Below are 21,204 nucleotides of genomic sequence, written 5' to 3' on the forward strand. Positions count from 1 at the left end.
ATGGACCGCCTCGACCTGCCGGGCCTGCTCGCCGAGCTGGCGCGCGGGCACCGCGTCCCGGGCGCCCAGCTCGCCGTCCACCGCGGCGGCCGGACGACGACCGCCGAGTACGGCGTCGAGACGCCGGGCGGCCCACCGGTGACGTCCGGCACCGCGTTCCCGCTGGGCTCGCTGACGAAGCCGTTCACCGCGACGCTGGCCGCCATGCTGGCCGACGACGGCGACGTCGGTTTCGGCACGCCGCTCGCCGGGCCGCTGCCCGAGCTGGGCCCGGCCGCCGCCGAGCTCACGCTGGCCCGGCTGCTCAGCCACACCGCCGGCCTGGCCGCCAACGCCGAGGACGCCGACCGCGCGCCCAGCAGGCGGGCCTGGGCCGAGGAGCACTGCGCACCCGCCTGGCCGGGCATCGGAGCCGCCTTCTCCTACTCCAACGCCGGGTACGTCCTCACCGGCCACCTGATCGAGTCCGTCACCGGGATGACGTGGTGGGAGGCGGTGGAGGACCTGCTGCTGGCCCCGCTGGAGATCACGCCCGCGTTCGTGGCGGGCCCGCCGACGGCCCGGCGGGCGGCGTCCGGCCACAGCGTGCACCCGTCCAGGGACGTGGTGGTGGCGGTGGAGGAGGAGGGCTCGCCCGTCGAGGCGCCGGACGGCGCGCTGGCGCTGAGCGCCGCCGACCTGGTCGCCTTCGCCCGCCTGCATCTGGGGGACCCGTCCCTGCCCGCGCTGCTCGGCGGCGACACGCTGCTGCGGCTGCGCGCCGACCGGCTCGCCGGGGCCGCGATCGGCCCGTACGGCATGGCGGACGGCTGGGGCCTCGGCTGGGCGCTCCACCGCCGCGACGGCGCCGAGTGGTTCGGCCACGACGGCACCGGCGAGGGCACCTCCTGCCATCTGCGCGCCGACCCCGTGAGCGGCACGGTCGTCGCGCTGACCACGAACGCCAACACCGGCCTGGCCGTGTGGCGCGACCTGGTCGACCGGCTGGCGGCGGCGGGCGTCGAGGTGGGCGACCACCGCCCGCTGGCCGACCCGGGCCCGCCGGTGCCGGGTCCGCCCGGCTGCGCGGGCGCCTACGCCAACGGAGCGGCCAGGTTCGAGGTGAGCGAGGACGGCGCGGGCGGCCTGAGCCTGCGGTCCACGGGAGCGATCACCTGCTTCCCCGGCCTGGTGTTCGCCGTCGGCGAGCCGCCGCCCCGGGGCCGCACCGCCCACGCCGGCCGCTTCATCGGCGGCGGCGGCCGGATCGACCTGATCCAAGTGACCGGACGGCTGGCCCGCCGCCTGCCGCCCGGGTCCTGAGCGGGAGGAACGCGTCGACCATGAAAGATTCCGCCGTGGCGGCCGCGCCCGCGCCGCTGTCGCGCAACAGGAGCTACGCCACGCTGTGGAGCGGGCAGTTCCTCTCCGAACTGGGCAACGAGATCAACTTCATCGCGATCCCGCTGCTGATCCTGGCCATGTCCGGCTCCGCCCTGGAGGCCGGGCTGGCCTCGTCGGTGGTGGCGGCCGGTCACATGATCGCCAACCTGCCCGCCGGGGTGATCGCCGACCGCTGGGACCGCAGGCGCACCCTGCTGGTCTGCCAGACCGGGCGGGCGCTGGCCATGGCCTCCGTCGCCGCCGCCGTCTGGCTGGACGCCTACTCCTTCCCGCACATCCTGCTGGTGGCACTCCTCGACGGCCTGCTCGGGGCCGCGTTCGAGCCCGCGGAGCAGGCCGCGCTGCCGCAGGTGGTGCCGGCCTCGCAGCTCTCGCGGGCGGTGGCGGCCAACACCGCGCGGCCGTTCATCGCGACCCTGGTGGGGCCGGCGCTGGCCGGCTTCCTGTTCGCCGTGCAGCGGGCGATCCCGTTCGTGGTGGACGCCGTCATGCTCGCCTGCTCCTCCGTCGCGCTGCTCTTCCTGCGGCTGCCCGCGCGGCCGGAGCCGGCCGGGGAGGAGCGGGGGCCGGGCGGCGATCTCGTGGCCGGGTTGCGGTGGGTGCTGGGCCGGCGCGTCATCAGGACGACGCTGCTGTGGATGCTCGTGTCCAACCTGGTCTTCACCGCGCTGATCATCATCGTGCTGGCGACGTCCCACGAGGACCAGGTGGGCGCGGGGGTGATCGGGCTGAGCATGGCGTGCATGGGGGCGGGCGGGCTGCTCGGCGCCGCGCTGGCCGACCGGCTGCACGCGGCGCTGCCCGCGCCGGTCGTGATCGTGGGCTTCTCCTGGGTCACCGCCGCGCTGACGGCGCTGATGGCCGTCGTGCCGAGCGGTCTGCCGCTCGGGCTGCTGCTCGGCTGCGCCGCGTTCTTCGTCCCGCTGGCCAACACCACGATCCTGACGTACCAGATCACCGTCACCCCGGACGCGCTGCGCGGCCGGCTGACGGGCGTCACCGGGCTGTGCGGCGGCGGCGCGGCGGCACTCGGGCCGCTGCTCGGCGGCGCGCTGGTCACGGCGGGGACCGGCGGCATCCTGGCCTGCGCCGCCGCGCTCGCCCTCGTGGCGACCGCGACCACGCTCAGCCCGACGCTCCGCCGCTTCCCCACCACCCGCCCCTGACCGCAGCGGCGGCGGCGCTAGCACTGCACGGTGACCCTGGCCTGGTCGAAGCGGCGGGCGGCGAGGTGTTCAGGGCGGATCAGCCAGTAGAGGGCGCCGGTGTCCCCCCAGCTCATCTTCGCGTCGCCGTCACTGTCGAACTGGGCGAGCAGCACCCAGCCCCCGGCTTCCCGGTCCAGGGCCGGGGCGCCCCACGAGTGACCGCCTCCGAGTGCCGCGTTCGCGATCTCGTACTCCACCGGGCCCTGCACCGGCACGGCGTGGCCGCCGAGCTGGTGGCCGATGCGGGTGCGCAGCCGCTGGAAGGCGCGCAGGAACGGCCGGAGCCGGGCGGGCGTGTCACGAGGGCCGGGCCAGTGCCCGCCGTCGCCCTGCAGGGCTTGCCTGACCTGGGGCAGCCACACGTCAGGGGCGCTCTCCTCCACGCCCGCGGCCAGCTCCACGCGCGGGTACGGTTCCAGCCCCGCGGGCGTTCCGGCCCGGCGGACCGGCGTGCCCTCCGGGACGTACAGCACCTGGGCACCGGCCCACGTCCCGGGGTCGTGGGGCGAGACGAACGAGCCCTCGTCGCCGTCGTCGCCCTCGTCGCCCTGGCCGTCGAAGAAGAAGAACAGCAGGGTCCCGTCCTGCGGGAAGGCGGCGGTCAGCCCGGCGCGCGGGAGCTCCGCGCACCGCACCGACGCGATGAAGGACAGCGGGCCGTGCCCCGGCCACTCGGGCCAGACCGTCCCGGCCGGCAGGTCCGGCTCCCCGCCGAGGGCTGCGACGGCCCGCTCGCCGTGCGCGGCCCGGCGCAGGCGGACGCATGGACGCAGCAGTGCGATCCACCGCTCGGCGAGGTCGGCGGGCAGGTGCTCGGCAGCGAGCCGGGAGTACCGGTCATCAGTCATGACAGTCATGATGGAGCGCGTCACCGACACCCGCGCCGTCCACCGGACGCCGGCCCCGCGCCCTACTTGGTCAGGGATTCGGCGACGAGCCGCCAGATGTCGGCGGCCAGGTCCATGTTGCCGCTCTGCTGGGCCTGCTCGGCGAGCTTGCGCAGCCCGGCGAGCGCCGTGTCCTGCTCGCCCTCCAGGAGCAGGACGCGGTGGCGCAGGACGTCGAGCCGCATCCGCTCCTGGTAGGTGAGCAGGTCGTCGAAGCCGGTCAGCCGGTCGAGGACCGTGCGGGCCTCGTCGAGGTCGCCGGTGAGGACGGCGATCCGGGCGCGCACGGCCAGCAGTTGCTGCTCGATGGTGGGGGCGCCCGCGAACGGCAACGCGGCCTGCACTTCCGCGACCCGCCGCCGGGCGGACTCCGTCCTGGGCGGATCGGCCCTCAGGTCGAGCCGGGCCGCGCCGAGGCGCAGACGCATCCAGAGCGTCAGGTCGTCACGGCCGTCGAAGCCCTCGACGGCCTGGTTCATCAGCTCAGCGCCGGTGTCGAGGTCGCCCTGGCGGAGCCGGACGTTGGCCACCGTCCACACGGCCTGGGCCCACAGCGCTCCCGAGACCTGGTCCGCCAGCGCGAGCAGTTCGTCGGCGTGCCGGGCGGCGTCGGGAAGCCGACCCGCCTCGCCCAGCGCCGACACCAGGGCCAGCAGCGTGGAGACCCGCACGCGGGCGGGCAGCGACTCGCGGACGGCCAGCTCGTGGGCGCGGGTCGCGGCATCGACGGCGCCGGCGATCTCTCCGGTGCTGCGCATGCAGCGCGACAGCGCGGCCAGCACTCTGGACTGCAGCTCGGGCAGCCCGATCTGCGCGCTGAGCGTGACCAGCTCGTCGAGGCAGGCCCGCTGCTCGGCGTACTCCTGACGCCACTGGCGCCATTCGGCGACCTGCCAGAGGGCCTGCCAGCGCAGCAGGGGGTCCTCCCCGCCGGAGGTCTTCAGGGCGTCGCTGAGGGCCTGGCCGCCTTCGTCCTGGCTCAGGCCGGTGGCCAGGGTCAGGCTCTCCGCCAGGGAGGTGGCGGTGGACCGGGTGAGTTCGGCGGGGCTGATGCCGAGCTGTGCGGCCAGGTGCGTGACGGCCCGTTCGGTGGGCTGGCGCGCCCCTGATTCCAGCCGGGACAGGTATCCGGTGGACATGCCCTCGCCCGCGAGGGCTGCGAGCGTCAGGCCGCGTTCGGTCCTCAGTTGCCTGAGCCGGCGGCCGAACACTGGTTGTTCGAGCATGTCCGAACTCCCGGGTAGCGGTTGACGTCGTCCGACGTGCGCGGTCACGCCCGAGGTTAGCTCATTTGCCTCCATGTGGACAAGTTCTTGCCAGCGGCGCTGCCTGCTCGCCGCCGTCTTGGCAATCGATTTGGCAAATACTTGCCAAAGTCGTGGCAACAGTCGTAACGTTCCTGTCGTCGCCGACGGACCTCGTCGCCGACAAGCCAGAAGAAGCCCAAAGGAGCACCGCCATGTCCCCTGCCCTCGCCCTCACCGACCAGGACCGGCTCACCCTGCGCACCGCCGCCTGGGGCGCCGTCTCGCTGATGTCGGCCGCCGGTGCCGCCGGCTCGGCGCACAAGGCCGCCGCCGCGGGCTCCGTCGCCCTGACCTCCGCGACCGGCCCGGTCGGGCACGTGCTGGCCAAGGCGCCCAAGGGCGTGAAGTACGGCAGGACCGTGGCCGAGCTCGCCGACCAGGTGCTGCCCGCCCTGAACGCCTCCATGGGCCTGCTCAAGGAGGTGGCCCCGGCCGAGGCCGACAACTTCCGCCGGACCGTCCTGGTCGCCGTCGAGGCGGCCACCGAGGGAAGGCCCAGCCCCACCATGACCGAGATGGCCCGCAAGATCAGCGCGGCCCTCGCGGCGAGCACCGCGGCCGGGCGGGATCGCCCCGAACTGGACAGGGCCATGCAGGCGTTCGTCGAGGCCGGGGTGGCCACCGGGATGCAGCTGCGGGTGAACGACGAGCGCGGCGAGTGGGTCGGCACCGCCGGGGTGCGCGAGCTGGGCTCGCCGGACAAGCCGCCGGCGGACGGACGATTCCGGATCGGCAGCTCCACCAAGACGTTCGTCGCGACCGTGGTGCTCCAGCTCGTGGCCGAGGGCAGGATCGGGCTGGACGGCCCGGTGAACGGCTACCTGCCCGAGTTCGGGCTGGACGAGCGGATCACCGTACGGATGCTGCTGCAGCACACCAGCGGGATCTTCAACCACACCGGCGAGTACTACGAGGACGGGACGTTCGCGCCGGGCATCGCCTGGTCGGGCAAGGAATGGGTGGAGGGCCGGTTCCACACCCACCAGCCGGAGGAGCTGGTCCGGCTGGCGCTGTCCAAGCCGGCGCGCTTCGAGCCGGGCGCGGACTGGAGCTACGCCAACACCAATTACGTGCTGGCCAGGCTGGTGATCGAGCGGGTCACGGGCCGCTCGTTCGCCCAGGAACTGCAGCGGCTGATCGCCGGCCCGCTGGGGCTGACGGGCACCGAGGCGCCGGGCACCTCGACGGAGATCACCGGGCCGCACGCCCACAGCTACTACCGGTACGAGGACGGCGGCCAGGAGCACACGGTGGACGTCACCCGCCAGAACCCCTCGTGGATCTCCGCCGGCGGCGACATGATCTCGACCACCCAGGACCTGCACACGTTCTTCGCCGCGCTGAACGGCGGCCGGCTGCTGCCCGCCGAGCTGCTGGCCGAGATGCGCAAGCCGGACCCGAAGATCGGCTACGGCCTGGGGATCTTCGAGCAGGACCTCGGCGAGCGCGGCGGCACCGTCTACCACCACAACGGCGGCATGGCCGGCTCCGCGGCCCTGATGTACAGCACGCCCGACGGCGCCAGGACGATGACCGCCTCGGTGACCTACGTGGACGACGCCGGCCTGTCCAAGGCGGCGGCCTTCCAGCAGGCGGCACAGCGGCTCGTGGACGCGGTGTTCGGCGACGGCCGGACCACGAACTGACAACAGCGACCAAGACCCCGGAAACGAGGACTTCATGAACACGACGACCATCCGACGCGTAACCCTCGCGGCGCTCGCGACGGCGGTGCTGGCGGGAACCGCCGCCCCCGCCATGGCCACCCCCGCCGGAAAGGATCGCCCGGAGCTGCGCAAGGCGATGAACGCCTTCGTCGCCGCCGGTTTCACCGGGATCCAGCTACGCGTACGCGATCAGCAGGGCGAATGGGCCGCCGGCGCCGGGGTGCGCAAACTGGGATCGGCCGCCGCGCCCCCGGCCGACGGGAGCTTCTGGACGGGCAGCGTCGTCAAGACCTTCACCGCGACCATGGTGCTGCAACTGGCGGCCGAGGGCAGGATCGACCTGGACAGACCCGTCGCCGCCTACCTGCCCGGCTACGGGCTGGACGAGCGGATCACCGTACGGATGCTGCTCCGCCACACCAGCGGGATCTTCAACTACACCGGCGAGTACAAGCCCGACGGGACGATCGACGAGCCCGGGATCCCCGCCAACGGGGACGATTGGGTGCCCAACCGGTTCAGGAGCTACGAGCCCGAGGAACTGGTACGCCTGGCCCTGTCCAAGCAGCCGCGCTTCGAACCCGGGACGCAGTGGAGCTACTCCAACACCAACTACACGGTGGCGCAGCTGATGATCGAGAAGATCACCGGCCACTCCTACGCCACCGAGCTGAAGCGGCGCATCACCGGCCCGCTCGGACTGCGCGGCACCCTCGCGGCGGGCAACCGCACGACGGCACTCCCCGGGCCCCACGCCCACGGCTACTACCGGTACAAGGACCGCGTGATCGACCTCTCCCGCCAGAACCTGTCCCTGCTGACCGGCGCCGGTGACCTGATCTCCACCACGCAGGACCTGACCACGTTCTTCTCCGCGCTGAACGGCGGCCGGCTCCTGCCCGCCGAGCTGCTGGCCGAGATGCGTACGACGATCCCCACGCCGCTCCCCGAGCAGGACTACGGCCTCGGCGTCTGGGCGCAGGACCTGGGCCCCGGCTGCGGCACCGTCTACCAGCACAACGGCAGCCCGCCGCACGGCTACGGGGCGCTGATGTACAGCTCGCCCGACGGCAGCAAGACCCTGACCGCCTCGGTGACCTGGGTGGACTCGGCCACCAGAGGCCCGGTGAAAAACTTCCTGCCGCTCGTGGACGCCCTCGTCAGGCAGGAGTTCTGCGACACGCCGGCCGGCTCCGCCGACCAGGGTTGACCGGCCGCACGGCGAGTCGCCGCCGGTGAGCGCGGTGCGGGCGGCGCCGGAGCCGTCCCTGGAGGTCTCGCCGGACAGGGCTCCGCGGCTCGGCGTACGGAGCAGCCGGCCGAGGACCGGGTTCACCGGACGGGTCTGTCCAGCGCCTTCCAGGTGGGGATCACGACCGGCGGCGCCGTCCCCACAGGAGGTAGGCGAGGGGGCCGACCGGCTGCACGAAGATCGCCGGCCACCACAGTCCCTTGCGCCCCCTGACGTCCGCCCTGGGCCGGAACCAGAGATCCACCGCCGCGGCCGTCGTGGCCGCGAACTCCGCGGACGCCAGCACCAGCAGCCAGCTCCGCTGCCTGTTCGACAGCTCGTTCCATCGCATCGACCGGCTCCTCTCTCTCAGTCCTTCGGCACCAGGATGACGGCGTCCGCGCGGGAGCGCCCGAGCAGAAGGTCGCGAGTCCGCGGGACTTCGGACCCTGACAGGTCCGCCGACGCCCGTCACGATCGCCGGCGGCGAAGTGCGGTGCTCCTCGCCGAAGCAGGCCGATTCCCAAAGTCAGCCTGGCCAAGGCCTTCCGCCCCTACGCCGCCACCATGCGAGCCGATGGCATGGAGGGGAGAGCCGACAGGAGGGACACCATGCGAACCGTCGTGAGAGACGTGATGACCACCCAGGTTACGGCGGTGGGAGCCGACACCCCGTTCAAGGACGTGGCCGACGTCCTGGTGCGGAACGGGATCAGCGCCGTCCCGGTGGTGGACGCCGACGATCGCGTCATCGGCGTGGTCTCCGAAGGGGACCTCATGCGCAAGGAGGAGTTCCGCGAGCAGTACTGCGGCGAGAGCTACCACCCGCCGCTGCGCGCCCGGCTGCGCCGACGCGTCACCAGGCAAGGCGACGGGAAGGCCGGCGGGCACACCGCCGCCGACCTGATGACCGCTCCCGCCGTGACCGTCCCCGCGACCGCCTCCACGGTCAGGGCCGCGCGGATGATGGACGAGAGCGGCGTCAAGCGGCTGGTCGTGACCGACGCCGAGGGCCGGTTGAAGGGCCTCCTCAGCAGGCGGGACCTGCTGCGGATGTACCTGCGGGACGACGACGAGACCAGACGCCGCGTCGCCGAGGGCATCCAGCCGCAAGCCGGAGGGGAAGGCCGCGACGGCGGGGTCGTCGTCGAGGTCCACGACGGCATCGTCACACTGTCCGGGTTTGTGGGCAGGCGCAGCTAGGCGGCGTCCGCCGTCCACGCCGCCGGGCGCGCCTGAGCGCGGCTCCACGACGGCGACAACCCGTCCGAAACCGGTGACGACCGCCGGCCGGATGCGGATCACCTGCCGTGCGAGGCCGCGCCGGCGTTCACCGGACGCTCCTGACCACGGCCAGCGGGCCCGGCGCCCGATGGAGCAGTTCATGGGTGACCGAGCCGAGGACCGTCCCGGCGAACGCGCGGTGTCCGTGCGAGCCGACCACCAGCAGGCCGGCGCGGATCGCCGCCTGGCGCAGCACCTCGACGGGGTGGCCGTGCACCTGCTCCTCGACGAGCGCGACGTCCGGATACCGCCCGGCGAAGGGGCCCACCGGGCTCGGCGTGTCCGGAAGCTCCGCGGGGTCGAACCGGCCGGGATGCGCGGCGGTCCTGGCGTGCACGACGCGCAGGCGCGCCCCTCGCAGCCGCGCCTCCTTGAAGGCGAACTCCAGCACCCCGTGGGAAGCGGGCGAGCCGTCCACACCGGCCACGACCTCCTCCTGGGGCGGCAGGGGCTGCTCGCGGACCACCACGACGTCGCAGGGCGCGTGCCCCGCGACGCCGTAGGCGACCGATCCGAGGAGCATCCCCCGGAAGCCGCCGACCCCGTGGTTGCCGACGACCAGCAGCTCGGCGCTGTCCGCGGCGGCGATGAGCGCGGTGCGCGGATCGTCGGGCAGGAACGTGGTGTCCACGGCGATCTTCGGCTCTTCCCGCCGCGCCCGTGCCTCGGCCGACTCCAGCACGCTTTTGCCGCCCTGGCGCATCCACGCGCCGACCTCGGCGTAGGGGCCGGCCCCCGTCTCGTACGCCCACCGCGGCATGGCATGCGCCACCAGCAGCGGCAGGTCGCGCAAGGCCGCCTCTCGCGCGGCCCAGGCGACGGCCTCCAGCCCGGCCTGCGAACCGTCCACTCCGACGAGAATCATGTGCCCTCCCTGTGTCTCCACCAAGGACACGCCGGGACCGGTTCCCGGCTCCACGGTCGAAGGGCCTCAGCAGAGAGGGCCTTTGGGCCTCTCCGGGATCACGGGCGGCCGGCGTTGCGTGCCGGACCCGCCGTCACTCCTGCTGGTTCCGGCGCGCGATCGGCACTTCGGGGACGGTCTGCCCGCCCTGGACCTGCAGAGTGATCGACGTCCTGTCGTCGGGCGGCGCCGGGAAGTAGACGTAGGCCCGGCCCTTCTGCCCCTCGGCGAGGTGGTGGATCTGGTTCTCCGCCCAGCGGATCGGGAAGTAGCGCGCCTGGGTCGCCGGGTCCACGACGGTGATGGCCCCGTAGCTGGACGGCTGGACGAAGTCGTTCACCCACCCCTCGAACGGTCCCGGGATCGGGACGTTGTCCACCAGGGCGGTCACGTCGAAGCTGATCACCAGGTAGGCGCCGTCACGGAAGGCGGGCAGCACGTCGACCTTGTACTTCCCGCCGTGCTCGAAGCTCGTCACCGCCTCACCGGGACTCGCGCGGAACGGCGCGGGCGGCAGCACGGAACCGCGCACGTCGCCGACGGCCGGCTCGGTGGTCGTGGCGCCCGGCTTCTCCTGCTTGATCGTGTACGAGATGTCGACGCGGCGGTTGAGCGCGCGGCCCTCGGGGTTGTCCGCGCCGCCCGGCTGCTCGTTCGGGGCGACGGGCTGGGTTTCGCCCTTGCCGTCCGTCTTGTACTGGTAGTCGGTGCCGAGCTTGGCCTGGAGGTACCGGGTGACCGATTCCGCTCGCCGTACGGAAAGCTGCTGATTGTAGGAGTCGTCGCCCTTGCTGTCGGTGTGGCCGGTGACGATCACGGGCGGCTTGGCCGGGTCGGCGCGGCGGCGGGTCTCCTCGACGACCTCGTCGAGGACGGCGGTGGCCTTCGGGTTGAGCGTGGCCTTGTCGAAGGCGAACAGGACGTCGGTGCGCAGGCCGATCGTCTCGGTGCTGCCGTCCTGCTTGGTGGTCCGTTCGGGGGTCTCGACCAGCTCTTCGACGTCCCAGGCGCCTTCCCAGATCTGGCCTTGGGGCGCCACGACCTGCCACGGGTCGCCCGGCTTCGAGACCGGGTCCGCGGCGCCCTGCGTGACGGGGATCCCGGTCAGGGGGCCCATCTGCGTCGTCGGCGCGACCGTGACGGTCTTCGTCTCGGGCGGCAAGGGCGGGAAATAGATCTCCACCGGGTGCGGCACGCCCGGCTCGAAGTCGTCGGTGAAGCTGCCGTGCCGCGTGCCGAACACCTGGCCGTCACGGTCGTTCTCACGGAGCGGCGTGTAGTGCCTGCCGTTGACCGCGTCGAGCAGCCGGAAGTCGGCGAAGTCCGCCCGCAGCCGGTCACTGGCGAAGTGACCGGTCTGGGGCTTCCGGGTGGGGTTGGTGATCACCATGCGCAGGATCGTCAGCCTGGGACGGCGCTCGACGGCCTTGACCTCGACCCGGAACGGCTCGGGGACGTCCCACCCGGCCAGCCCTTCCACGGCGTACACGGCCGGCGGCTGTGGCTTCGGCGGAGCGGTCGCCTGCTTCGCGGGTCCCACCTGGGACGATCCGCACGAGACGGTCAGCAGCGCGACAGCGAGCACAGCGACAGAACGCAACGTCCCTCCCCGAAATGATCGGAACGGGGAGGCTACTACAGGTCCAGGAGGGACGAGAGCGAGTTGTACGACTTCGGCTAGTGTGCGACCTCAGCGGGCCGGGCCGGCGGGCCGAACGGCGTCCTGTCCGGCCGCTAACGGAACAGCGCGTCCTCGACCTGGAAGCGGATGAACTCGCCGTCGGCCCATCGCTCGCTCCCCGGCCACCATCCGCCGCGCAGCCGGGCCGGTACGGTGAACCCGTCGAAGGTGGCCTCGTCCTCGCACTCCACCCCGAACAGGTGACTGCGGAACGGGCCTTTGTCCGGGTTGCCCCAGCGCTCGACGGTGACGGCGGTGAGGGCGCCGGTGGGGGCGACGGTCAGCGTCACGTCGAAGTCCTCACCGCCGACCGGCACGACGGCGATCACCCGATCGTCGTCGAGGGGCTTCCACCTCAGGCGCGGGTCGAGCGCCGCGGCGGGCGCCATGACGAACTCGCAGGCCAGCCGGCCCGCCGCGCTCCTGGCGAGGTCCGGGCCGGTGCCCGACATCACCGGGACGACGTTCAGCAGCCGCCATCGCATCTCCCCCACGCCCGCCCGGTAGCGGTCGAAGCCGCTCACCGGCAGCGCCCCCATCCAGGCTCCGGCCGTCCAGACGAACCCTTCCATCGGCGCCAGCACCTGCAACGCCGCGAAGCGCCGCCAGCGGCCGAGCCTGATGTCGCCGCGCATGCGCAGCACCACCGCACGCAGCAGCGGCGTGCCGGGCTCGATGGCGTGCAGGACCCAGCGCCGGGCCGGTTCGGGCAGCAGATCCGCCTCGGCGGGGTCGAACGGGCGCGGGTTGCGCGTCCCGGCCTGCAACAGCTCCCAGTCGCGGCGGGCCTGTTCGGTCAGGTGCGGCGGAGCGAGGACGACGCTCATGACGACCCGCCTCCCGCCCGCACGACGGCCACCGGCCGCCGGTCGCGGGCTCGCCGCGCCGCCGCGTCCAGCAGTCCGGCACCTCGTCCGGTCGGCGTCTGGTGATGGCCGGCGGCGGTGAGCGCGTGCTCGGCCGCCCCTGGCCCGCGCACCGCGGCGTACGAGGATGCCGAACCGTCGAATCCGACGACGATCATCTCTTTCACCCCATCACGGTCTCGAATCTCCCTGTACCACCAGCACACTCCGCCCGGACGGCCGGTCACAGAGGAGAAGGTCCATCCGCGACCTGTGCCATTGGTCCCCGGGATCCCGGACGTTCGCCGCTGTGCCGGACGCGGCCGGACGCGCACCATGAGCGTGTACCGGAAGGACGAAGGAGAGGTGAGCCACCATGATCGGCGGACGGATGCTCATGGAGTCACCGGCGCTCGAGGTCGAGCTCCTTGCGCTGCGGAAGCGGGTCGACGAGCTGGAGGAGCAGGTACGCACCTTGACGGCCGCCGGCCTCGCGCTCGCCCGCATCCTGGAGAACCTCCAGCGCACCACGACGAGGCCCGTCACCACCGGCTGAGCCGGATCAGAGGCCCTCGCCTGCCCAGGGGCCGCCGCCGGAGGGGGCGGCCCGAAAAACCCGCTTCGCCCCTGACCTCGTACGGCCGGGCGGCTGGAGGAAAGGAGATTCGCATGAACATGGGCATCATGTCTCACATGGGAAGCGGCGTCGGCTGGATGGGGGGAGGCGTCATGCTGCTCCTGTGGGCCGCCCTTCTCGCGTCGGCCTGCTGGCTCGTCATCCGCGCCGCGTCCCCCGCGCGCCTGGTTCCCGTCCGCGTCGACCGGGCCCGCGACCTGCTCGCCGAGCGCTACGCGCGCGGCGAGATCTCGACCGAGGAGTACCTGGACCGGCTGACGTACCTGACATCCCGCTGACCGCCGCGAACGCCGGCGCACGGCTCCGTCCCGGACGCCCTCGTCTTCCGGGCGCCGGCGGAGGCGGCCGTACTTCTCCGGCCGGCCCCGATGCGGCCTGTCCGGTCAGAGGCTGGTGACGCCGTGGGCGCGGAACTGGGCGTGGACGCGGTCCAGGAGCGCCTGGTCCGGTGGTGCGACGTCGGCGAGAGGGTAGGGCAGGCCGAGCCGCTCGTACTTGGCGGTGGCCATGCGGTGGAAGGGCAGCACGTCGACCCGTTCGACGTTGCCGAGCCCGGCGACGAAGCGGGCCAGTCCGTCCACGTTCGCGGGCGCGTCGGTCAGCCCGGGGACCAGCACGAACCGGATCCAGGTGGGCCGGCCGAGCTCGGCGAGCCGGCGGGCGAAGCGCAGCGTGGGCTCGACCGGCCCGCCCGTGACCCGGCGACAGGTGGCCGGGTCGAAGGACTTGATGTCGAGCAGGACCAGGTCGGTGTCGGCGAGCATGGCGTCGGTGGCGCGGACGCCGAGCAGGCCGGAGGTGTCGAGGGCGGTGTGCAGGCCGCCGTCGTGGCATCGGGCCAGCAGCTCGGCGGTGAAGCGGGGCTGCAGCAGCGGCTCCCCGCCGCTGACGGTCACCCCGCCGCCGGAGACGGCGAGGAAGCGCCGGTACTTGCCGATCTCGTCCATGATCTCGTCGGTGGTCGTCCGGCGGCCGTCGCGCATCCGCCAGGTCTCCGGGTTGTGGCAGTACTGGCAGCGCAGCGGGCAGCCGCAGGTGAAGACGACGAAGCGGGGGCCGGGGCCGTCCACGCCGACCGACAGGTCCCAGGAGCTGATGACGCCCGTGCCGGGCGCTCGGGGCAGGCGTCCGGCGGGGCAGGTGGCGGTGTTCACAGCGCGTCGTGGAAGGTGCGGTTGACGACGTCGCGCTGCTGCTCGGCGGTGAGCCGGACGAAGTTGACCGCGTAGCCCGAGACGCGGATGGTCAGGTGCGGGTGGCGCTCGGGGTGTTCCATCGCGTCCAGCAGGACCGCCCGGGTCAGGACGTTGACGTTCATGTGGAAGCCGCCGGCGTCGACGTAGCCGTCGAGCACGCCGACCAGGTTGTCCGCGCGTTCGGCGGGGGTGCGGCCGAGGCCGTCGGGGGTGGTGGTGCTGGTCAGGGAGATGCCGTCGAGCGCCTGGTCGTAGGGCAGCTTGGCGACCGACAGCGCGGAGGCGACCAGGCCGTGGCGGTCGCGGCCGTTCATCGGGTTGGCGCCCGGGGCGAACGGTTCTCCGGCGCGGCGGCCGTCGGGGGTGTTGCCGGTGTGCTTGCCGTACACGACGTTGGAGGTGATCGTGAGGACGGACTGCGTGTGCTCGGCGTCCCGGTAGGTGCGATGCCTGCGGATCTTGGCCATGAACGAGCGCACCAGGCCGACGGCGATGGCGTCGGCGCGGTCGTCGTTGTTGCCGTAGGCGGGGAAGTCGCCTTCGACCTCGTAGTCGACGGCCAGCCCGGTCGTGTCGCGGACGACCCTGACCCGCGCGTGCCTGATCGCCGACAGGCTGTCGGCGGCGACCGAGAGGCCGGCGATGCCGCAGGCCATGGTGCGCCTGACCGGGTGGTCGTGCAGGGCCATCTCGATGCGCTCGTAGGCGTACTTGTCGTGCATGTAGTGGATGATGTTGAGCGCGTTGACGTAGGTGCGGGCCAGCCAGTCCAGCATCCGGTCGTAGGCGGCCATGACCTGCCCGTGATCCAGGTACTCGCCGGTCAGCGGCGGGAAGGCGGGGCCGACCTGCTCGCCGGTGAGCTCGTCGCGGCCGCCGTTGATCGCGTACAGCAAGGTCTTGGCCAGGTTGACGCGGGCGCCGAAGAACTGCATCTGCCTGCCGACCGGCGCGGCGGAGACGCAGCAGGCGATGGCGGTGTCGTCGCCGGTCCGCGGGCGCATCAGCTCGTCGTTCTCGTACTGGATCGAGCTGGTCTCGATCGACAGGGCCGCGCAGAAGCGCTTGAACGGCAGCGGCAGCCGCGGCGACCAGAGGACGGTCAGGTTCGGCTCGGGAGCGGGGCCGAGATTCCGCAGCGTCTGCAGGTAGCGGAAGCTGGTACGGGTGACCAGCGGGCGGCCGTCGTCGCCGATGCCGCCGATCGACTCGGTCACCCAGGTGGGGTCGCCGGAGAAGAGCTGGTCGTACTCCGGCGTGCGCAGGAAGCGGACGATGCGCAGCTTGATGACGAAGTCGTCGACGAGCTCCTGAGCCCGTTCCTCGGTGATGCGGCCTTCGGCGAGGTCGCGCTCGACGTAGACGTCGAGGAAGGTGGAGGTGCGGCCGAGCGACATGGCGGCGCCGTTCTGCTCCTTGATCGCGGCCAGGTAGGCGAAGTACAGCCACTGGACGGCCTCGTGCGCGGTGGCGGCGGGCCGGGAGATGTCGTGGCCGTAGGAGGCGGCCATCGTCTTCAGCTCGTCCAGGGCTCTGATCTGCTCGGCCAGTTCCTCCCGGTCGCGGATCACGGCGCCGGTGGCGTCGCGGTCGTCCAGGGAGCGCAGCTCGGCGTGCTTGGCCTCGATCAGCCGGTCCACGCCGTACAGGGCGACGCGGCGGTAGTCGCCGATGATGCGGCCGCGGCCGTAGGAGTCGGGCAGGCCGGTGATGACGCCGGCCTTGCGGGCGCGCCTGATCTCCGGGGTGTAGGCGTCGAACACGCCGTCGTTGTGGGTCTTGCGGTACTTGGTGAAGATCTCCTTGACGGCCGGGTCGAGCTTGCGGCCGTAGGCGGCCAGGCCGTTCTCGACCATGCGCAGCCCGCCCGCGGGCATGATGGCCCGCTTCAGCGGCGCGTCGGTCTGCAGGCCGACGATCAGCTCGAGGTCCCGGTCGATGTAGCCGGGCGGGTGAGCGGTGATCGACGAGGGAGTCGAGGCGTCCACGTCGAGGATCCCGTGCTCGCGCTCCTCGGGGAACAGCTTCGACACCGCCGCCCACACGGCCCGCGTCCGTTCCGTCGGCCCGGCGAGGAAGCTCGCGTCGCCCTCGTACGGCGTGTAGTTGGCCTGGATGAAGGCACGCACGTCCGGCGCCGCACGCCAGCCCTCCCCCGCGAACCCCCGCCACGCGCCCGTCTGTACCCCGGTCAGCGTCATGAGTTCCCCTTCGCGTCGATGTCCCTCCTCACTCTCTCCGCGAGGGGCGGGCCGCCGCCGCGGTCCAAGGCCATCGGCGTCCGGGACCAAGGTCCCGGACGGCTCACGCGGTGAGCAGCCCTCGGAGCAGGCGCTTGGCGCCTTCGTTGGCGGCGACGTACAGGACGGTCAGGGCGGCGAGCGCGCCGAGCACCGGCCACGTCAGCGGCGCCAGCCCCAGCACCCCGCCGACCGGCGTGTACGGCAGCGCCACCGTCAACACGGCCACCGCCACACTCGTCAGCAGCAGCGGCCGGGACGGCCGGCTGCGGTAGAACGGCCGCGCGGTCCGCAGCACGAGCATGACCGCCAGCTCGGTGGCGGTGGACTCGATGAACCAGCCGGTGCGGAAGACGTCGGCGCCGGCGTCCAGGCCCAGCCTGAGCACCAGGAACGTGGCGATGTCGAACACCGAGCTGAGCAGCCCGAACACGATCATGAAGGTGCGGATCCCGGCCAGGTTCCACGACCGGGGCCGCCGCAGCTGCTCGGGATCGACCTGGTCGGTGGCGATCGTGGTGCCCGGGATGTCGGACAGGAAGTTGAGCAGCAGGATCTGACGCGGCAGCAGCGGCAGGAACGGCAGGAACGCCGAGGCGGCGGCCATGCTGAGCATGTTGCCGAAGTTGGCGGAGATGGTGACCCGCACGTACTTGAGGGTGTTGGCGAACGTGCGCCTGCCCAGGCGCACGCCGTCGGCGATGACCTTCAGGTCCTTGTCCAGCAGCACGATGGCGGCCGACTGCTTGGCCACGTCCACGGCCGTGTCGACGGAGATGCCGACGTCGGCGGCGTGCAGGGCGGGGGCGTCGTTGATCCCGTCGCCGAGGAAGCCGACGGTGGCGCCGCAGGCGCGCAGCGCCCGGACGATGCGCTCCTTGTGCAGCGGCTCCACCTCGGCGAAGACCTCGACGCTCGCCACCCGGGCGGCCAGCGCGGCCTCGTCGAGCCGGTCGAGCTCCGGACCGGTCAGCACCTCGCCCCCGAGGCCCACCTCGCGGGCGATGCGCTCGGCGGCCAGGCGGTTGTCGCCGGTGATCAGTCGTACGGAGATGCCCAGGTCACCGAGGTCGCCCACCGCTTCGGCGGTGCCCTCCTTGGCCGGGTCGTGGAAGGCGAGCAGGCCCGCCAGCGTCATCCCGCTCTCGTCGGCGACGGTCGCGCGCGAGCGTCCGGGCAGCTCCGACGTGGCCAGGCCGAGCACGCGGAAGCCGTCCCGGCTCAGCTCGGCGAAGCGCTCCATGACGGCCTCGCGCACCGTCTCCAGCGGCACCGTCCCGCCTGCTGTACGGGCGGTGGCGCAGGCGGCGAGCACCGCCTCCAGGGCGCCCTTCGTGATCAGGGTCGGGACGCCGGCCTCGGCCACGAGCACGGACAGGCGCTTGCGCTGGAAGTCGTAGGGCACCTCGTCGAGCCGTGCCGCCGCGTCGATCGGCGGCGCCCCCGCAAGGACGGCCTCGTCCAGCGGGTTGGCGAAGCCGTGCTGGAGTCCGGCGTTGAGGCGGGCCAGCCGTAACACCTCCGCGCTCGGCTCGCCGCCGACGCCGGTCGCCCGGTCCAGCCGCACCGCGCCGGCGGTGAGCGTGCCCGTCTTGTCGGTGCACAGGACGGTCATCGCGCCGAAGTCCTCGATCGCGTCGAGCCGCTTGACGATGACCCGCTCGGCGGCCATGCGCCGGGCCCCGGCCGACAGGCTGACGGCCACGATCGCGGGCAGCAGCTGCGGGGTCAGGCCGACGGCCAGCGCGAGGGAGAACAGCAGCGCGTCCACGACGGGACGGTCCAGCACCACGTTCACGACGAAGATGGCGGTGACCAGCACCACCATCGCCCGTACGAGAAGCAGGCCGAAGCGGGTCATGCCGCGTTCGAAACCGGTGGTGACCTCGCGGCCGGCCAGCTCGGCGGTCACCTCGGCGAACTTGGTGGCGCGGCCGGTGCGCAGCACGGTGGCGGTGGCGGTGCCGCTGGCGACGTGGGTGGCGGCGTACAGCTCCGCCGTGTCGGCCTTCTCGACGGGGAAGGACTCGCCCGTCAGCGCGGACTCGTCCACCAGCAGGCTCTGGGATCGTTCGACGGCGCAGTCGGCCGGGACGATGTCGCCCGCCCGCAGCACCAGCACGTCACCCGGGACGATCTCCTCGGCGGGCACGGACACCTCGCGGCCGTCCCTGATCACCTCGGTCTCCACGCGGACGCGGGCGAGCAGGGCGTCGACGGCGCTGCCCGCCGAGTGTTCCTGCCAGAACACGAGCGCGCCGCTCAGGACGATGATCACCAGGATGATCAACCCGTCCGTCAGGTCGCCGAGCGCCATCGACAGGATCGTGGCGGCGATCAGGATGAGCACGATGGGGCTGGTGAACTGGGCCAGCAGCAGTCGCGCCCCGCGATGCCCGCGCGGCCCGGCGACCCGGTTCGGTCCCTGCAGCCGGAGCCGCCGACGCGCCTCCAGGCTGGTCAGACCCGGCATGCTGCGTGGTGGCGACGGGGAGATCGACATGAGGACGTCCTCCTTCCAGGACCACCCCAGCACAGCAGTGCCGTCGCCTCGGTGCAGGAGACTTTCGGCACCGAGTCGACGGACCTTCGTCCTCGCCGCGGCTCGTCCGCCGCAGGCACGGCGAAACGCCCACCCCCCGGGTGCCTAGGGGGTGGGCGTGTGCTCGTGCGCATTACTTCAGCCAGGCGTTGCGCCGGACGATCGGCAGGTTGCCCAGGCCGAGGGTGGCGCCCGCGCCGGCCATCGCCAGGCCGATCAGGACGATGGCGTAGATGATGTGCTCGTCCATGAAGGGGTTGTTGGCCAGCGGGAGTTCGGCGGCCCACATCAGGGTCAGCATGAGCGTGCCGGCGACCGCGGCGATCCGGGTGCCGACGCCCAGCACCAGCGCCAGGCCGATCCCCGCCAGACCGGCCATGAACAGCCAGTCCACCCACGCCTGTCCGGCCAGGTTCGAGAACAGGCCGCCCAGCGCGTTCTCACCGGTGCCCTTCAGGAAGCCGGTCGTCGGGCTGCCGCCCGCGATCCACGCCTTGCCCGCCGGGGTCGCGAAGCCCCACCCGAACGTCTTGTCCAGGAACGCCCACAGGAAGATCCAGCCGATCGCGATCCGGGCGACGGCCCAGACGTACTCGACCGGACGGCGTCCGGCGGCGGTGATGCCCGTGTACGTGACGGGCCGGTCGATCGTGGTGGCCATGACGGCCCCCTTTCGGTGGTGATTCGTCGTTCTCTTCCGCGCCTCCATCACACCGTGGCCGGCGATTCGCCGGCAGTGTCGTACGACCGTCGCGCGGAGGACCTTGGTCCCGGCTCACGCTCGGCGGTCATCTGTCCGAACGGCCGGAAACCGACCATGGGCTGCTCCAGCCATTCCATCAGCTCCGGGAACGGAAGTCTGACGTCTCTCCGCTCCGGCAGGCTCATCACGTTCGCGCCGTGACCTTCGGGCCTCTCGTCATCGTCACCCCTGACGGCGCCACCACCGTGGACGCCCGCGTCAGGGGCGCTCCCGGCCAGGCCTCGCCCTCCCCGCTGCGGCGACGCCCGCGCTGACCTACGACGGCGCCCGTCCGGGACTTCCGCCCCTGTTTGCCCGGCGCGGCCGGAGCTGTGATGAGGGCAGGAACGAAGCTCACGGAAGGAGCCGTCCCATGAAGATGACCGTCGCGGACGTGATGACCGGCAAGGTCGTGTCCGTCACCCCCGCCACCCCGTTCAAGGAGATCGCCGAGGCGCTCATCGCCGGCGGCATCAGCGCCGTCCCCGTCGTGGACGACGAGCAGCGCGTCGTCGGCGTGGTGTCCGAGGCCGACCTGCTGCGCAAGGAGGAGTTCCGCGAGCTGTTCTACCGCGAGGGCTACCAGCCGCCGCTGCGCGCCCGGCTGCGCCGTCCGAAGGGCCGCCAGAAGGCCGCCGGCGACACCGCCGCCGAGCTGATGACCAGTCCCGCGATCAGCGTCTCCCCCGAGGCGTCGGCGGTCTCGGCCGCGCGCCTCATGGACGCCCACGACGTCAAGCGGCTCGCCGTGGTCGACCGCGACGGCCGCCTCCAGGGCATCGTCAGCCGCCGCGACCTGGTCAAGCTGTTCCTGCGCCCGGACGAGGAGATCGCGGCCGAGGTGCGCGACGAGATCCTCGACCAGAAGCTGTGGGTGGAGACCTCAGGCGTGCGGGTGGAGGTGCGCCAGGGGATCGTGACGCTGTCCGGCTGGATGGACCGCCGTACCGAGACGGGCATCGCCGTCCGCATGACGAGCCGGGTCAACGGCGTGGTCGACGTCGTCGACAGGCTCACCTGGAAGACCGACGACTCCACATGGCAGGCCCGCTAGCGATGCCGGTCCTGAGCGGAAGCCGTCCCCCGCCCGGAACGGGACTTTGGCCTCTGCTCGCACGTCCCCGCCGCCGGAAGACTGGGGGAAGCCGAAGATGAGGAGCAGCGAGATGACAGTCACCCGGGAAGAGGTCAAGGTCCACGGCGACGAGCTCGCGGACAAGGTCAAGTCCCTGATCCATGAGGGCAACGTCCAGCGGGTCGTCGTCAGGGACTCGCACGGGCACACGGTGATGGAGGTGCCGGTCACGGTCGGCGTGGTGGCGTTGATCGCCGCGCCCGTCGTCACGGCCGTGGCCGCGATGGCGGCCGCCGCCGCGGAGTGGTCCATCCAGGTCGAACGACACGCGCAGGACGAGCAGCACGTACCGCCGCAGGTCTGATCGCGCGTCCT

20 protein-coding genes are annotated in these 21,204 nt (G+C 72.5%); 9 read left to right on the forward strand and 11 right to left on the reverse strand.

From position 1 onward, the window contains the following. Entirely contained in the window at nt 1-1,302 is a 1,302-nt protein-coding gene (locus ACIBST_RS03970; RefSeq protein WP_397168881.1) for a serine hydrolase domain-containing protein, read from the forward strand. Between the two features lie 20 nt (nt 1,303-1,322). Continuing rightward, nucleotides 1,323-2,549 carry an MFS transporter gene (locus ACIBST_RS03975; protein WP_397168883.1) on the forward strand — a complete coding sequence of 409 codons (1,227 nt, stop codon included), beginning with the start codon at nt 1,323-1,325 and terminating at the stop codon, nt 2,547-2,549. A 17-nt stretch (nt 2,550-2,566) separates the two neighbouring features. On the opposite strand, the gene ACIBST_RS03980 is transcribed toward ACIBST_RS03975, so the two are convergent. Both ACIBST_RS03980 and ACIBST_RS03985 read right to left on the reverse strand, forming a co-directional pair. Further along, nucleotides 2,567-3,439, reverse strand: coding sequence for a YwqG family protein (locus ACIBST_RS03980; protein ID WP_397168885.1), 873 nt, complete (start codon nt 3,437-3,439; stop codon nt 2,567-2,569). 62 nt (nt 3,440-3,501) lie between these two features. Next, nucleotides 3,502-4,704, reverse strand: a complete 1,203-nt coding sequence (locus tag ACIBST_RS03985) for a helix-turn-helix domain-containing protein (RefSeq protein WP_397168886.1) — start codon at nt 4,702-4,704, stop codon at nt 3,502-3,504. Nucleotides 4,705-4,937: 233 nt separating this feature from the next. Here ACIBST_RS03985 and ACIBST_RS03990 point away from each other — a divergent pair, with 233 nt between their 5' ends. After that, nucleotides 4,938-6,431 carry a serine hydrolase domain-containing protein gene (locus ACIBST_RS03990; protein WP_397168888.1) on the forward strand — a complete coding sequence of 498 codons (1,494 nt, stop codon included), beginning with the start codon at nt 4,938-4,940 and terminating at the stop codon, nt 6,429-6,431. 34 nt (nt 6,432-6,465) lie between these two features. Continuing rightward, a complete protein-coding gene (locus tag ACIBST_RS03995) occupies nt 6,466-7,662 on the forward strand; it encodes a serine hydrolase domain-containing protein (RefSeq protein ID WP_397168889.1) in 1,197 nt (398 codons plus the stop codon). Nucleotides 7,663-7,822: 160 nt separating this feature from the next. On the opposite strand, the gene ACIBST_RS04000 is transcribed toward ACIBST_RS03995, so the two are convergent. After that, a complete protein-coding gene (locus tag ACIBST_RS04000) occupies nt 7,823-8,035 on the reverse strand; it encodes a PLDc N-terminal domain-containing protein (protein ID WP_397168890.1) in 213 nt (70 codons plus the stop codon). 260 nt (nt 8,036-8,295) lie between these two features. Between ACIBST_RS04000 and ACIBST_RS04005 the strand changes: the two genes are divergently transcribed. Continuing rightward, nucleotides 8,296-8,886, forward strand: coding sequence for a CBS domain-containing protein (locus ACIBST_RS04005; RefSeq protein ID WP_397168892.1), 591 nt, complete (start codon nt 8,296-8,298; stop codon nt 8,884-8,886). 127 nt (nt 8,887-9,013) lie between these two features. Here the strand turns inward: ACIBST_RS04005 and ACIBST_RS04010 are convergent, their stop codons facing one another. The 4 genes from ACIBST_RS04010 to ACIBST_RS04025 form a co-directional block, all read right to left on the reverse strand. Then, nucleotides 9,014-9,832 carry a universal stress protein gene (locus ACIBST_RS04010; RefSeq protein WP_397168894.1) on the reverse strand — a complete coding sequence of 273 codons (819 nt, stop codon included), beginning with the start codon at nt 9,830-9,832 and terminating at the stop codon, nt 9,014-9,016. A 133-nt stretch (nt 9,833-9,965) separates the two neighbouring features. Further along, nucleotides 9,966-11,471, reverse strand: coding sequence for an OmpA family protein (locus tag ACIBST_RS04015; RefSeq protein WP_397168896.1), 1,506 nt, complete (start codon nt 11,469-11,471; stop codon nt 9,966-9,968). A gap of 134 nt (nt 11,472-11,605) precedes the next feature. Beyond that, on the reverse strand, nt 11,606-12,379 hold the full coding sequence (locus ACIBST_RS04020; RefSeq protein ID WP_397168898.1) for a DUF6544 family protein: 774 nt from the start codon (nt 12,377-12,379) through the stop codon (nt 11,606-11,608). Continuing rightward, nucleotides 12,376-12,576, reverse strand: coding sequence for a hypothetical protein (locus ACIBST_RS04025; RefSeq protein ID WP_397168900.1), 201 nt, complete (start codon nt 12,574-12,576; stop codon nt 12,376-12,378). The genes ACIBST_RS04020 and ACIBST_RS04025 overlap by 4 nt, the downstream gene beginning before the upstream one ends. A 197-nt stretch (nt 12,577-12,773) precedes the next feature. Here ACIBST_RS04025 and ACIBST_RS04030 point away from each other — a divergent pair, with 197 nt between their 5' ends. Then, entirely contained in the window at nt 12,774-12,953 is a 180-nt protein-coding gene (locus ACIBST_RS04030; RefSeq protein ID WP_397168902.1) for a hypothetical protein, read from the forward strand. A gap of 113 nt (nt 12,954-13,066) precedes the next feature. Continuing rightward, on the forward strand, nt 13,067-13,312 hold the full coding sequence (locus tag ACIBST_RS04035) for an SHOCT domain-containing protein (RefSeq protein ID WP_397168903.1): 246 nt from the start codon (nt 13,067-13,069) through the stop codon (nt 13,310-13,312). A 105-nt stretch (nt 13,313-13,417) separates the two neighbouring features. On the opposite strand, the gene pflA is transcribed toward ACIBST_RS04035, so the two are convergent. The 4 genes from pflA to ACIBST_RS04055 all read right to left on the reverse strand — a co-directional run bounded on the left by pflA (nt 13,418) and on the right by ACIBST_RS04055 (nt 19,673). Beyond that, on the reverse strand, nt 13,418-14,188 hold the full coding sequence (gene pflA, locus ACIBST_RS04040; RefSeq protein WP_397168904.1) for a pyruvate formate-lyase-activating protein: 771 nt from the start codon (nt 14,186-14,188) through the stop codon (nt 13,418-13,420). Next, nucleotides 14,185-16,431 (reverse strand): formate C-acetyltransferase, encoded by a 2,247-nt coding sequence (gene pflB / locus ACIBST_RS04045; RefSeq protein ID WP_397168906.1) that lies wholly within the window; start codon nt 16,429-16,431, stop codon nt 14,185-14,187. The genes pflA and pflB overlap by 4 nt, the downstream gene beginning before the upstream one ends. Nucleotides 16,432-16,534: 103 nt before the next feature. Next, nucleotides 16,535-18,973, reverse strand: a complete 2,439-nt coding sequence (gene mgtA / locus ACIBST_RS04050) for a magnesium-translocating P-type ATPase (protein ID WP_397168908.1) — start codon at nt 18,971-18,973, stop codon at nt 16,535-16,537. A 172-nt stretch (nt 18,974-19,145) separates the two neighbouring features. Further along, the gene (locus ACIBST_RS04055) at nt 19,146-19,673 is read right to left on the reverse strand and encodes a hypothetical protein (RefSeq protein WP_397168910.1); all 528 of its coding nucleotides are present in this window, start codon (nt 19,671-19,673) and stop codon (nt 19,146-19,148) included. A gap of 454 nt (nt 19,674-20,127) precedes the next feature. Here ACIBST_RS04055 and ACIBST_RS04060 point away from each other — a divergent pair, with 454 nt between their 5' ends. Both ACIBST_RS04060 and ACIBST_RS04065 read left to right on the forward strand, forming a co-directional pair. Further along, entirely contained in the window at nt 20,128-20,808 is a 681-nt protein-coding gene (locus ACIBST_RS04060) for a CBS domain-containing protein (RefSeq protein ID WP_397168912.1), read from the forward strand. Between the two features lie 112 nt (nt 20,809-20,920). Continuing rightward, a complete protein-coding gene (locus tag ACIBST_RS04065) occupies nt 20,921-21,193 on the forward strand; it encodes a DUF4342 domain-containing protein (protein WP_397168914.1) in 273 nt (90 codons plus the stop codon). The last annotated feature ends 11 nt before the right edge of the window (nt 21,194-21,204 follow it).

This window comes from Nonomuraea sp. NPDC049684 (assembly GCF_044465345.1).
In the GTDB taxonomy this organism is placed as follows: domain Bacteria; phylum Actinomycetota; class Actinomycetes; order Streptosporangiales; family Streptosporangiaceae; genus Nonomuraea.